Annotated in this window: 13 protein-coding genes; 2 read left to right on the forward strand and 11 right to left on the reverse strand. The window is 44.9% G+C overall.

From position 1 onward, the window contains the following. The first annotated feature begins 12 nt into the window (after positions 1 to 12). Both mltB and H8K52_RS09560 read left to right on the forward strand, forming a co-directional pair. A complete protein-coding gene (gene mltB, locus H8K52_RS09555; RefSeq protein WP_186922695.1) occupies positions 13 to 1119 on the forward strand; it encodes a lytic murein transglycosylase B in 1107 nt (368 codons plus the stop codon). A gap of 347 nt (positions 1120 to 1466) precedes the next feature. Continuing rightward, positions 1467 to 1775, forward strand: coding sequence for a hypothetical protein (locus tag H8K52_RS09560; protein WP_246464417.1), 309 nt, complete (start codon positions 1467 to 1469; stop codon positions 1773 to 1775). A 108-nt stretch (positions 1776 to 1883) separates the two neighbouring features. Here H8K52_RS09560 and cysM read toward each other — a convergent pair whose 3' ends face one another. The 11 genes from cysM to H8K52_RS09615 form a co-directional block, all read right to left on the reverse strand. Continuing rightward, positions 1884 to 2786: a cysteine synthase CysM gene (gene cysM / locus H8K52_RS09565; RefSeq protein WP_186922696.1), complete on the reverse strand. Its 903-nt coding sequence runs from the start codon at positions 2784 to 2786 to the stop codon at positions 1884 to 1886. A gap of 176 nt (positions 2787 to 2962) precedes the next feature. Next, positions 2963 to 3319 (reverse strand): ComEA family DNA-binding protein, encoded by a 357-nt coding sequence (locus tag H8K52_RS09570; RefSeq protein ID WP_186922668.1) that lies wholly within the window; start codon positions 3317 to 3319, stop codon positions 2963 to 2965. 102 nt (positions 3320 to 3421) lie between these two features. Continuing rightward, entirely contained in the window at positions 3422 to 4342 is a 921-nt protein-coding gene (gene rfaE1 / locus H8K52_RS09575) for a D-glycero-beta-D-manno-heptose-7-phosphate kinase (RefSeq protein WP_186922669.1), read from the reverse strand. 36 nt (positions 4343 to 4378) lie between these two features. Then, on the reverse strand, positions 4379 to 5752 hold the full coding sequence (locus H8K52_RS09580; RefSeq protein WP_186922670.1) for a UDP-glucose dehydrogenase family protein: 1374 nt from the start codon (positions 5750 to 5752) through the stop codon (positions 4379 to 4381). Positions 5753 to 5901: 149 nt separating this feature from the next. Then, a complete protein-coding gene (gene lapB / locus H8K52_RS09585; protein ID WP_186922671.1) occupies positions 5902 to 7077 on the reverse strand; it encodes a lipopolysaccharide assembly protein LapB in 1176 nt (391 codons plus the stop codon). A 37-nt stretch (positions 7078 to 7114) separates the two neighbouring features. Next, positions 7115 to 7441 (reverse strand): LapA family protein, encoded by a 327-nt coding sequence (locus tag H8K52_RS09590; RefSeq protein WP_186922672.1) that lies wholly within the window; start codon positions 7439 to 7441, stop codon positions 7115 to 7117. Between the two features lie 213 nt (positions 7442 to 7654). Further along, entirely contained in the window at positions 7655 to 7960 is a 306-nt protein-coding gene (locus tag H8K52_RS09595; RefSeq protein ID WP_186889975.1) for an integration host factor subunit beta, read from the reverse strand. A 20-nt stretch (positions 7961 to 7980) separates the two neighbouring features. After that, on the reverse strand, positions 7981 to 9702 hold the full coding sequence (gene rpsA, locus H8K52_RS09600) for a 30S ribosomal protein S1 (protein WP_246464419.1): 1722 nt from the start codon (positions 9700 to 9702) through the stop codon (positions 7981 to 7983). A 144-nt stretch (positions 9703 to 9846) separates the two neighbouring features. Next, positions 9847 to 10533 carry a (d)CMP kinase gene (gene cmk, locus H8K52_RS09605; RefSeq protein WP_186922673.1) on the reverse strand — a complete coding sequence of 229 codons (687 nt, stop codon included), beginning with the start codon at positions 10531 to 10533 and terminating at the stop codon, positions 9847 to 9849. Next, positions 10530 to 11867 carry a 3-phosphoshikimate 1-carboxyvinyltransferase gene (aroA, locus tag H8K52_RS09610; RefSeq protein ID WP_246464420.1) on the reverse strand — a complete coding sequence of 446 codons (1338 nt, stop codon included), beginning with the start codon at positions 11865 to 11867 and terminating at the stop codon, positions 10530 to 10532. The genes cmk and aroA overlap by 4 nt, the downstream gene beginning before the upstream one ends. Before the next feature lie 96 nt (positions 11868 to 11963). Then, entirely contained in the window at positions 11964 to 12893 is a 930-nt protein-coding gene (locus H8K52_RS09615; RefSeq protein ID WP_186922674.1) for a prephenate dehydrogenase, read from the reverse strand. Between the last annotated feature and the right edge of the window lie 101 nt (positions 12894 to 12994).

Here is a 12994-nt window from a genome sequence, read left to right on the forward strand (position 1 = left end):
TCTCCGTCTTTTTTGTCCACAACTTTTACCGCAGGTCTCGTCCTCGGCTTAAGTGTTTCAAGTACGTTATTTGTCAGCGAAACAGCGCTGGCCGCTCCAAGTAAGAAAAAAAACCTCGTCCATACCAAGAAAAATACCGCGATCAAAACTGATGATGTTCACTATTTGGAGTGGCAAGAGGTCAAAGCCTTCATCACTCAAATGCAAACTCAGCACCAATTTGACCTCACACAATTACAGCAAATTCTTGGCAGCGCCCGCTTTGTCGAAAGCGCTGTACAGTTGGTCAAGCCTGCACCACCAGGCAAGCCCAAAAATTGGAAAGCCTACCGCGCCCGTTTTGTAGAAAATGGCAGAATAACAGCAGGAATTGCATTTTGGGAGCGTAACCAAGAATCCTTAAATCGCGCTGAGAATCTGTATGGCGTTCCAGCAGAAATCATCGTTGGTCTAATTGGCGTCGAAACCATCTATGGAAAAAATACTGGTAGTTTCCGCGCACTCGATGCACTAACTACACTCGCTTTCTCCTATCCAGAAACACCGAATCGTGAAGCGCGCATGAACTTTTTTAGGAACGAGCTAGCACAACTTTTGTTATGGACTAGAGATACCGGGATTGATATTCATTCGATCAAATCCTCATACGCAGGTGCCATCGGATTAGCGCAGTTCATGCCTAGCAGTCTCCGACAATTCGCCATTGATTTTGATGCTGATACGAAGGTCGATCTAAAAGAATCAGAAGCAGATGCCATCGGTAGCGTCGCAAATTATTTAGCTAAACATGGCTGGCAAAAAAATCTGCCGTATGCCTTCCCCGCCACGTTAATTGGGCAAGAACCAAGCTCAAGCAAATTCAATGAGGTGCTTGGAAGCGGATTAAAGGCGAATTATGCGATTGAGGATTTGAAATCGATTGTCAGCACTGCTGATGAGCAAGCACCAAGGCATATCAAATACGGTTTAATTGACCTACAAAATGGAGACGATCCCACCGAGTATTGGCTAGCCACTGAGAATTTTTTCGCCATCACCAAGTACAATCGGAGTTACTTTTATGCGATGTCCGTAATCGATTTAGGAAAAGTAGTCGCTCTTGCGAGAAAAAATGAGTAAATTCTAAAAAATGTCTCTAGCGGTATCTCCAAATAAGTCACCTAAATGCGTTCCTTTTGGCATTCCAGAAAGAATAAAAATGAGTTTCTTAGCCAAATGTTATGCTGCAAAATAAGCACTTTTCAATAAAAAATATTGCAAATAAGAATTTTTTGGTCTAAAGTAATGTTATCTAATGATACATTTATGATGTTTTAGAGGAAAGTGTCAATAGATTTAACAATTTTCTTACTTAATTTCTTCCGTAATAAGTAGATAAATTTGTTTTAAAGATATAGTATTACTGATTAAATAATTTATTACAGCACCCTCCTGCAACATCTATAATCATCAATAACGAGGTAATGATGCCAAACTTGACACAACTAGAATCAGATGAAATCGACTACGATCCAAATAATCTTTTGGATACTTTAATCAAACAATTGCATTTGAAAAATGATGCTGCATTGTCCCGCGCACTCGAAGTTGCACCGCCGGTCATCAGTAAAATTCGTCATCGTCGTTTACCAGTTGGCGCATCATTGCTGATCCGTATGCATGAAATCAGTGATGTGAGTATTAAAGATCTGCGCGCATTAATGGGCGACCGTCGTGCCAAATTCCGCATCAGTGATAAGCAATTTAAACCGAAAGATGCCGATAACAAAGGCTAATTTTTGTTGCATTGAACAAAAAAAATCGAAGCTTAGTTAGAAACTAGCTTCGATTTTTTATTGCTCGTTGTATTTCAACAACATGTTAGCTGTTGTTTCTTAACAGCATTAAGCAGGAAAAACACCTGTAGATAAGTATCGGTCACCTCGATCGCAGACGATAAACACTATGGTGGCATTTTCTACCGTTTGAGCAATTCTCAATGCGACTTCACAGGCACCTGCTGCTGAGATACCACAAAAAATTCCCTCTTCGACCGCCAGTCTTCTCGCCATGGCCTCTGCACTTGACTGACTAACTGACTCCAAGCCATCTATCTGATCGGGTTTAAAAATTTTGGGCAAATAAGCCTCGGGCCATTTTCGGATTCCGGGAATTTGCGAACCATCTTCCGGCTGTACGCCGACAATCTGCACATCAGCGCTTTGTTCTTTTAAGAACTTAGAAACCCCCATAATCGTCCCGGTTGTTCCCATAGCGCTAACAAAATGAGTGATTTGACCCCGAGTGTCTCGCCAGATTTCTGGCCCAGTGCTTTCATAGTGAGCCAATGGATTATCTGCATTGGCAAATTGATCAAGAATCAATCCCTTGCCTTCTTTCTGCATTTGCTCAGCCAAATCACGTGCCGTCTCCATACCTCCAGACTGTGGAGTCAAGACAATCTGTGCTCCATAAGCGGCCATACTTTGACGACGCTCAACACTCAAATGTTCTGGCATTAACAAAACCATTTTATAGCCACGCATAGCAGCAGCCATCGCCAAAGCGATCCCTGTATTTCCACTTGTCGCTTCAATTAAGGTATCGCCTGGCTTAATCTGACCTCGTTCTTCAGCTCGTTTAATCATAGACAAAGCTGGTCTGTCCTTTACGGAGCCTGCAGGATTATTTCCTTCCAATTTACCAAGAATAATATTATTACGACGCTTGGCCTCTTCGCCGGGTAAGCGCTGCAAACGAACCAGAGGTGTGTTACCTATTGTGTCTTCAATCGTGAAATAGCTCATAATGGTCGGGGCGTAATAGAAATGCAAACCCATATTTTAATCCTTGTGTATGCTTTCTGCTTAGTTCAACTCACAAGCGTCCACTTATATCAAATTTAAGTATTCATCTTCAAAAAAAAATCCTCAAATGCTGGCACTTGAGGATTCCTATTTTTCATCAAACAACACATCGGAATTTATTTAGTCGTTGCTTTCACCGAGGTGTTTGTTTTGGCGTTGGCCGTATTATCTGATTTCACGTCAGCTTTTGTATTTGCTACTGGCTTCGCTTGTCCATTCACAGTCAGTCCCGCATCTGACAGCTTAATCGCATTCTTTTCGCCTATGCCTTTTACGCGGCTCTCAAAGTCTGCCCAGTCTTTAAAATTTCCACCCTTAGTTCGTTCCGCCAAAATAGCTTTCGACTTCGCCGGACCTATACCTTTTACGCCATCTAAAGCTGCTTGATCAGCTTTGTTCACATCCACATCGGCAAAGGCAAAACTGATACTTGCGACTAAAGCAGCAACAGCAAATATGATCTTTTTTAACATCGTAAGCTCCCAATAAATGAAATTAATAAAATATGATCTGCTTGCAATGATAAATATAAATTTATCATTGCAAATACATATTACATTAAATTTATTAAAAGGTTACACTTTTTGAAATAATTCTTCTCTCGTAACGGTTGCTGTTCCCAATTTACCAACAACAATGCCGCCAGCTTGATTTGCAATTAACACAGCATCGTGCAAATTTTTGCCCTCTGCCAACATCGCGGCGACCGTTGCGATCACAGTATCACCGGCGCCGGACACATCAAATACCTCACGCGCCATTGCCGGCACATGCAGAATTTCTTCATCACTAAATAAAGTCATACCCTCTTCTGACCGGGTGAGTAATAAGGCCGCGATATCCAGCTCTTTACGCAGTGCCTGCGCCTTATTTGTTAAGTCAGCTTCGTCTTTCCAACTGCCAATCACTTGACGCAATTCTGACTTGTTTGGTGTTAATAGGCTGGCACCTTGATAAATCGAATAATCACTGCCCTTGGGATCAACCAACACATATTTACCGAGCTGTTTTGCGAGCGCGATCATAGTCGCGACGTTCACCAGACTACCTTTGGCGTAATCGGATAATACAATCACATCATGATCGGCAATCAGGCTATTAAAGCGTGACAATTTATCCTGCAGAATCTGCTCTGTTGGCTTCTCTTCGAAATCGATGCGAATCAATTGTTGTTGGCGACCAATGACACGTAATTTAATAATTGTCGAGATACTAGGGTCGTGGTTCAAATAACTACGAATTCCAACTTCACTCAACAAAGTCTCGACATTGCGACCCGCCTCATCTTCACCAATCACGCCTAGCAAGCTGGTTTCGATGCCTAATGCCACGACATTACGCGCTACGTTCGCAGCACCGCCCAGGCGTTCCTCACGTCGCTCCACGCGCACGATCGGCACTGGTGCTTCGGGGGAAATGCGATTGACTTCACCAAACCAATAGCGGTCCAGCATCACATCGCCCGCCACCAAAATACGCTTTTGTGTACTCGTCATAGTTTTATATTGGTTTTATATTAGCTTAGATTTGACTTAATCTTTAGTCAGTACCGCGCGACCAATCGCGTGATATTCAATGTCCAAAGACTTTACCGAACGTGGATCGTATAAATTACGCCCATCAAAAATGACTGCATGCTTTAAGCTAGCCTTAACTTGATTCAGATCTGCAGTGCGGAAAATTTTCCATTCGGTGACGATCACCAAGGCATCTGCCGCTAGCAACGCCGCTTGCGGATCTGCCGCAAATTTAATCTGCTTTAACAATTCAGGCGCATGTGCAAAATCCAGCGCCAACACACGTCGCGCTTCGTCAATCGCTACCGGATCAAAAGCAACAATGTGTGCACCTGCACGCAATAGCTCTTGTACCAGCACCCGTGAAGAGGCTGCACGCATGTCGTCGGTATCCGGTTTGAACGCCAAACCCCAAAGAGCGAATTTCAAACCTTGCAAATTTTTACCGTACTTCGCAAAAATTTTTGCGCCCAACACATGCTTCTGAGTTTCGTTCACATCTTCAACAGCTTGCAAGATTTTCAGCTCATGACCGTACTCTTGTGATGTGCGCACCAATGCTTGTACGTCTTTCGGAAAACACGAGCCGCCATAGCCACAGCCTGCCATCAAAAAACCTGGCCCTATGCGTGGATCAGAACCTATGCCCTTACGTACTGCCTCGATATCCACACCGACTTTGTCCGCCAAGTTCGCTAATTCATTCATAAATGAAATACGTGTCGCTAACATCGCATTGGCAGCGTATTTCGTAAACTCAGCGGAACGTACATCCATCCAATAAATTTGATGACCAGCCGCTTCAAAACTTGCATACACCTCACGCATCACTTGTTGTGCACGTAGACCTTGTTCGTCATTGCCATGACCAATCACGAGGCGATCCGGCTTCATGAAATCGGCAACAGCAGCGCCTTCTTTCAAAAATTCAGGATTTGAAGTGACTGCAAAATCCAAATCAGATTGACGTGCATTCAACTCTTCAGCTATCGCCGCAGAAACACGGTCCGCTGTACCGACTGGAACAGTTGATTTATCGACGACCACTTTAAAACGCGTCATGTATTTACCGATATTTCGTGCGGCAGCTACCACATATTGTAGATCCGCAGAACCATCTTCATCCGGCGGCGTACCAACCGCGATAAACTGCACGTCACCATGCGCCACACTAGCGGCGGCATCAGTAGAGAAGCGCAAACGCCCAGCAGCGACATTACGCGCAACAACTTCATCCAGACCTGGTTCGTGAATTGGGATGCCGCCACCATTCAAAATATCGATCTTGCGCTGATCCACATCCAAACAAAAGACGTCATGACCGACTTCAGCCAAGCACGCACCAGTTACTAAACCTACGTAACCTGTACCAACAATCGTTATTTTCATTTCTAGAATATTTCCTTAAAAAAGAGCGTGAGCCTAGCTTGCAAAAAAACAGAGGCGCAGAGTACGCGGGGAAAAACGGCAAAATAAAAATCTCTCTGCGTCGTCTGCGCCTCTGCGGCTAAGTCTTTATATTATCGCGCTACATAAACTCAATTCATTACATTCAATTCTTCCGTGCGGCGCGGTGGGTAAGTTTCCCACTTACTGCAACCAGGGCATTGCCAATAGAATTGACGTGCTTTAAAACCGCAGTGGGTACATTGATAACGTGTAAATTTTTGTGCATAGCCACTGACTAGATTCTTAACAATAGAAAGCTCTGGCAACACTTCCGGCGGCGCGACCATCATGCGTGCATCAAGCAATTTATCTAAGCCCAATAGGGTCGGCGTGCGACGCAATTCATTGCTGACTAATTGATTTGCTTCTGCGACCGTTTCTAACTCTAAAGTCGCTTTAAAAACGACTTCCAATAAATCGATAGAGGGCGTTTCTGCCATATACAACTTCAACAAGTTCAAACCTTCGTGTGGTCGCTCTAATTTGCGGTAGCCATCCATCAAGCGTTGCGCGACCAAAGCGACATGTGGCACGCTTTGCTGTTCGACTCTGCGCCAAGCTAATACCGCCTGTTCGACATCACCTTTTGCCAAATGAATGTCACCAGTCAAAATCGCCGCACGCACATTGTGGCGGTCTGTAGCGATCGCTTTATCCAGCATCACCATCGCTGCTTCGGGATGTGTATGAACGAGCTCATCTTGCGCGATTTCACAGTAAAATTGGGCAATTTCTTTTTGTCTGCCACCCGCACCTGATTCTTGCAATGCATGGGCGGCATCTATCGCGCGCAACCATTCTTTTTCACGTTGGTAAATTTCTAGCAAAGCCTTTCGTGCTGGGATGGCATATTGGCCTGCAACCAATTGATTGAAAGTTTCTTCAGCGCGATCTAACAGCCCCGCCTTCAGGTAATCTTGCCCCAATTCGAACATTGCTTGCGTCTGCTGTTCTATCGGTAAATCAGGACGAGATAATAAATTCTGATGGACACGAATTGCACGTTCGGTTTCACCACGTCGACGGAATAAATTGCCGAGCGCAAAATGCAACTCAACTGTCTCCGGATTCAGTTTCAAGATTTCGATAAAAGCATCAATCGCCTTATCGGGTTGGTCATTGAGAAGAAAATTTAGACCCTTAAAATAACCTTTAGGCAGACTGCTGGACTCAGAGATCAATTGACGGATATCGACCCGCGCAGCAATCCAACCAAGGCTAAAAAATAGAGGAATACCTAGTAACCACCAGATTTCAAATTCCATAGTAACGGGTCTCAGTACGAGGATTAAATATTAAGATTTAAGAATTGCGGATTACGTTAGGAATCGCGTCCGGTGTTGGTGCTTGATTTGCAGCCACCTGCTCAAGTTGACGCTCTTTCTCGATTTCCGCTATGGTCTTTTTATGACGCGAAATATCACGACGATGACGGAACACCATCGGTGCCATCGCCAACAAACAAAACACAGCACCAGCCACAAAAAAACATAACAACAAGATCACCAAAGGTGCCGATTGCTGGTAGCCCCAGAAATACTCAAGTGTCACGATTTTGTCGTTCTTCAGGGCAAAGCCCAAAAAGGCAATAAAGACCAGCAGCCAAATAAATTTTGAAATAATTTTCATAGTTAACCTAAGTTGCCTAAATTACGAATAGCAATCAAAGTGGTACATGCTCAAGAATCAGCTTAATTACGAATACCGATTCATCGACATACACAAGACATTGACTCAACAAATGAAATTGTACGTGAAAAAAAACGGCATATCGGGAAATCCCTTATGCCGTTTTGTTTTCTTAGTGCAAATTACTCACTTTTTTCCACACTTGATCACACTTTAATCATGCAGTATGGGCTGGCCGACTGTCGCATCCACCCTTTCGCGCAATTCTTTACCTGGTTTGAAATGTGGTACCCGTTTTTCAGGCACCATCACTTTGTCACCAGATTTAGGATTACGTCCAATTCGGGGTGGACGGCTATTTAAAGCGAAACTACCAAAGCCGCGAATTTCTATACGCTGGCCAGTAGCCAATGCATCGGACATCGCGTCCAAAATAGTTTTGACGGCGATATCCACATCTTTTGCAACCAGTTGTGGATACCGCTCAGCCAGACGAGCAATTAGCTCTGACTTGGTCATAAATAAGGCCTAGTCGTTGCTTAGTTTTTGTTGTCGAGCTTAGCTTTCAACAAAGCACCGAGGCTTGTTGTGCCAGAAGCCGCATTGGCGTCAACCGCTGTTGCCATCTTTTGCATAGCTTCTTGTGTATCAGCGCTATCTTTTGCTTTGATAGACAATTGGATACCACGTGCTTTACGGTCGATGTTCAATACCAACGCTTCAACTGTGTCGCCAACTTTCAAGTGTGTACCAGCATCTTCCACGCGGTCACGGGAGATTTCTGATGCACGCAAGTAGCCTTCAACTTCGTCAGCCAATTGGATTACAGCGCCTTTAGCTTCAACAGATTTCACTGTACCAGTGACCAATGCGCCCTTGTCGTTCATTGCGCAGTAGTTGTTGAATGGGTCGCCTTCCAATTGCTTAACGCCTAAGGAAACGCGCTCACGCTCAACGTCGATCGCCAATACGATGGCTTCCAACTCGTCACCTTTCTTGAAGCGACGAACTGCTTCTTCACCTGTTTCGTTCCAAGACAAATCAGACAAATGCACCAAACCATCGATATTGCCTGTCAAGCCAATGAACACGCCGAAGTCAGTGATAGACTTGATCGCGCCTTTAACTTTGTCGCCTTTTTTGAAGTTCAAGGAGAAGTCATCCCATGGATTTGCTTTGCACTGTTTCATGCCCAAGCTGATACGACGACGTTCTTCGTCGATTTCCAGAACCATAACTTCAACTTCGTCGCCCAATTGAACAACTTTGTTTGGTGCAACGTTTTTGTTTGTCCAATCCATTTCTGAAACGTGGACCAAACCTTCGATACCTTGCTCGACTTCAACGAACGCACCGTAGTCAGTGAGGTTCGTTACTTTACCGAACAAACGTGTGTTTGCTGGGTAACGACGTGCCAAACCTGTCCAAGGATCGTCGCCCAATTGCTTAACGCCCAGGGACACACGGTTTTTCTCTTGATCAAATTTGAGGATCTTAGCAGTGATTTCTTGACCAACTGTAAGCACTTCAGATGGGTGACGCACACGACGCCATGCCAAATCAGTGATGTGCAACAAGCCATCGATGCCGCCCAAATCAACGAACGCACCGTAGTCAGTGATGTTTTTAACCAAGCCAGTAACCACTGTGCCTTCTTTCAGGTTTTCCATCAATTTCTGACGTTCTTCACCCATAGACGCTTCAACAACGGCACGACGTGACAACACTACGTTGTTACGTTTACGGTCGAGCTTGATAACTTTGAATTCCATAGTCTTGCCTTCGTAAGGAGTTGTATCCTTAACTGGGCGTGTATCAACCAAAGAACCTGGCAAGAAAGCGCGGATGCCGTTCGTGAGAACAGTCAAACCACCTTTAACTTTACCATTAACTGTACCTACTACCATTTCGCCAGACTCAAGCGCTTTTTCGAGAGCGAGCCATGATGCCAAACGTTTTGCTTTGTCACGGGACAAGATTGTGTCGCCGAAACCATTTTCCAATGATTCGATCGCTACGGATACGAAATCACCGATGTTAACTTCCAATTCACCTTGGTCGTTTTTGAATTCTTCAACAGGGATGAATGCTTCTGATTTGAGGCCAGCATTAACGATCACGAAGTTGTGGTCGATGCGAACGACTTCAGCAGAAATCACTTCGCCAGAGCGCATATCTTGGCGGGATAAAGATTCTTCGAACAATGCTGCAAAGCTGTCAGCACCAGTTGCGAAATCTTGAGTCATGAATACAGTAGACATAATATTTACGGGTTAGCCGGAATAGGACGAAAGGTCTATTTACCGGGATGGGTTAAACAACCCCATTTTGATTTTGCATCGAAGTAAAAACAAAGTGGGAACTAAACACGCGTTAAGAATTGTTCGAGCAATTCAGCAGACGAACTAAATTGTTTTTTGATTTCTTAGCGCGATTGCGTAGAGACTGAGTATCTGATGCACTGCTTCATTCGCAGTAATATGAGACGTATCGAGTATGAACGCATCTGGTGCGGGTTTGAGAGGCGCTTCTGTGCGAGCCATGTCGCGAGCATCACGTTCTGTCAAATCTTTTACCAAGTCTTCCATATTAGCAGGAAAACCCTTTTCAATCAATTGCTTATAGCGACGATTTGCACGCGCTTCCACACTTGCAGTTAAAAAGACTTTTTGTATCGCATCTGGAAAGATGACTGTACCCATATCGCGCCCATCTGCGACCAAACCTGGCGTTTGTCGAAATGATACTTGCAACTCGACTAAAGCCTTGCGAACCAGTGGCAGAACGGCAATTTTTGAGGCGGCGACGCCAATTGCCTCTTCTCTCACGGCGTCCGTGACATCATCACCCGCGAGATAGACATGGCCTTTTTCAAAACGACAAGGCAACACACGTGCCAAATCAGCAATTTGTTGCTCTTCCCACAAATCAATCCCCTGACGTATTGCAGACAAGGCAGTCAAGCGATACAGTGCGCCAGAATCGAGGTAGTGAAAACCCAATTGCTTGGCGACACGATGTGCTACCGTACCTTTACCTGATGCGGTAGGACCATCAATACTAATAACAGGAATATTGACTGAAGCGTTCAAAATAAATCCTCGTGTTTGATTTTAACAAAGGCTTCAAAGAATTCTGGAAACGTTTTAGCGACACATTTAGGATCATTAATCCGCATTGCGGCTCCTCGTCGCGCGACGCCATCCAATGTCGCCAATGAAAAGCACATCGCCATTCTATGATCATCATATGTATCTATCGTCGCTGGCGCAAGTTCTGCTGGTGGAGTAACGGTCATAAAATCTTGACCTTCCTCAACGATCGCACCGAGTTTGCGCAACTCTGTTGCCATTGCCACAATTCGATCCGTTTCTTTGACGCGCCAACTTTCAATATTTCGCAAAGTGGTCGTGCCATTTGCATACAAAGCAGCGATCGCGATAGTCATTGCGGCATCTGGAATGTGGTTGAAATCCATATCAATCGCTTGCAAGGCCCCCTGTGTTTCCGCCTCTATCCAATTGTCACCCATGGTGATTTTGGCACCCATCTTTTCTAAAGCCTCGGCGAAGCGCGCATCGCCTTGTATGCTGATTTTACCCACACCTTCAACCCGAATTGGACCGCCTGCAATGGCACCTGCAGCCAAGAAGTACGATGCCGATGAGGCATCTCCTTCCACATAGATTACCCCTGGTGACACATAATGTTGACCGGTCTTGATCGTAAATCGTTGCCAGCCATCGCGCACAACTTCCACTCCAAAACGCGCCATCAAGTTCAAAGTAATTTCGATATAAGGTTTAGAAATCAAATCACCAACAACCTCAATCACTACATCGCTATGATGCGCTGCTAACGGTGACGCCATCAACAGGGCAGTTAAAAATTGGCTAGAAACATTACCTTTCACTTGCATCTTCTGCGCATGGATATGACCGCGTTTAATATGCAATGGCGGATAGCCAGAATTACCTGTGTAATCAATCTGCGCTCCCACTGCATTCAAGGCATCAACTAAATCGCCAATAGGACGCTCATGCATACGCGCCACGCCGTGCACGGTGTAATCACCACCCAAGACCGCCAGTGCGGCGACCAAAGGACGAATTGCGGTACCAGCATTTCCCATAAACAAATCAGCATGATGATTTGGAAAAGCGCCATTCGCGCCGACGACGGTGTAATTATTGGTTTGACCTTCTTGCACCCAATGGACACCGAGCTTTTGTAAGGCATTGAGCATCACCATAGTATCGTCTGATGCAAGCAGATCATGGATCTGCGTTGTCCCTTTAGACAATGCTGCCAACAACAAAATTCGATTTGAAATACTCTTGGATCCCGGCAAGCGAACCGTACCCTGTACTTTCATCACTGGATGCAAATCAAGATAGGGTGGGTAATGTTTAGTTTGATCTTTCATGCTTTTCTCAAATGTCTGACCGTTTTAATTTCTTTGTTCAATTTCGATAGCGATTTTGTCGAATGACTAGGCAGTGCAAGCTAAGCAACTAGAGACTTAATCACCACCATCTTTATTCTGTGATTCAGCCGCTTCAATTGCAGTAATCCAATTCACACGCGCGGTCTGCGCTCGACTATAAATCGCCTCTAAAGCGACGCTATCACTAGCCTCTAAACTCGCTCGCAATTGTTGCAACTTGGCGCTGTAAGAATCAAGCTCTTCCAAAATCGCTGTGCGATTCGCCAGGCTAATATCTCTCCACATTTCCGGAGATGATCCTGCGATACGCGTAAAATCCCGAAAGCCGCTAGCAGCGTATTGGAATAAGCGATCCGCGTGCGGTTTTGCGGCGATATCATCAACCAAAGCATAAGCCAACAAATGCGGCAAATGACTCACAGAGGCAAAGACCTGATCATGTTCTTTCGGGCTCAAATGATGAATAATCGCGCCGCATAAACGCCAAGCTTGTGCAACCAATTCAATTGATTGATCGGCATTTTCTGCTAATAGCGTGATCACCACTTTTTTACCTACATACAAATCGTCAATCGCCGCTTCAGGACCATTTTTTTCACGCCCAGCTATCGGGTGCGCTGGGATAAATTGTGAGACTTTTTCTTGCAAAGAAGTTCGCGCCGCAAGCACCACGTCCGCCTTAGTACTTCCCACATCTGTGACGATGGTATTGGATTGCAAATAGGGATAGATCGAGCTAAGTATCTTAGTCGTTTGCGCAACAGGCGTGGCGATCACAATCAAGTCTGCGTCGGCGATAGCAGATGCCATGTCATCGGTAAAACTATCGATGATACCGAGCTGAAGCGCTGCTTTTAGAGAAGTTGAATGCCGATCTAATCCCACAACATGCTCGACCGCTCGTGCTTTTTTTAAAGACAAAGCAAAAGAACCACCAATCAGACCAACACCGATTAAGGCTATCTTATTAAAAAGTGGACGCGTTTGCGCATCATCATTAATCATCGGGAAACCAGTGGTTTAATTTTTACAACATTGACCATATTCAAACCGTCATAACTGCATGCACAGCAATGTCGAGAAGGAAAAATCCGCTCGACGAGACC

This window comes from Affinundibacterium seohonense (genome assembly GCF_014284305.1).
In the GTDB taxonomy this organism is placed as follows: domain Bacteria; phylum Pseudomonadota; class Gammaproteobacteria; order Burkholderiales; family Burkholderiaceae_D; genus Undibacterium; species Undibacterium seohonense.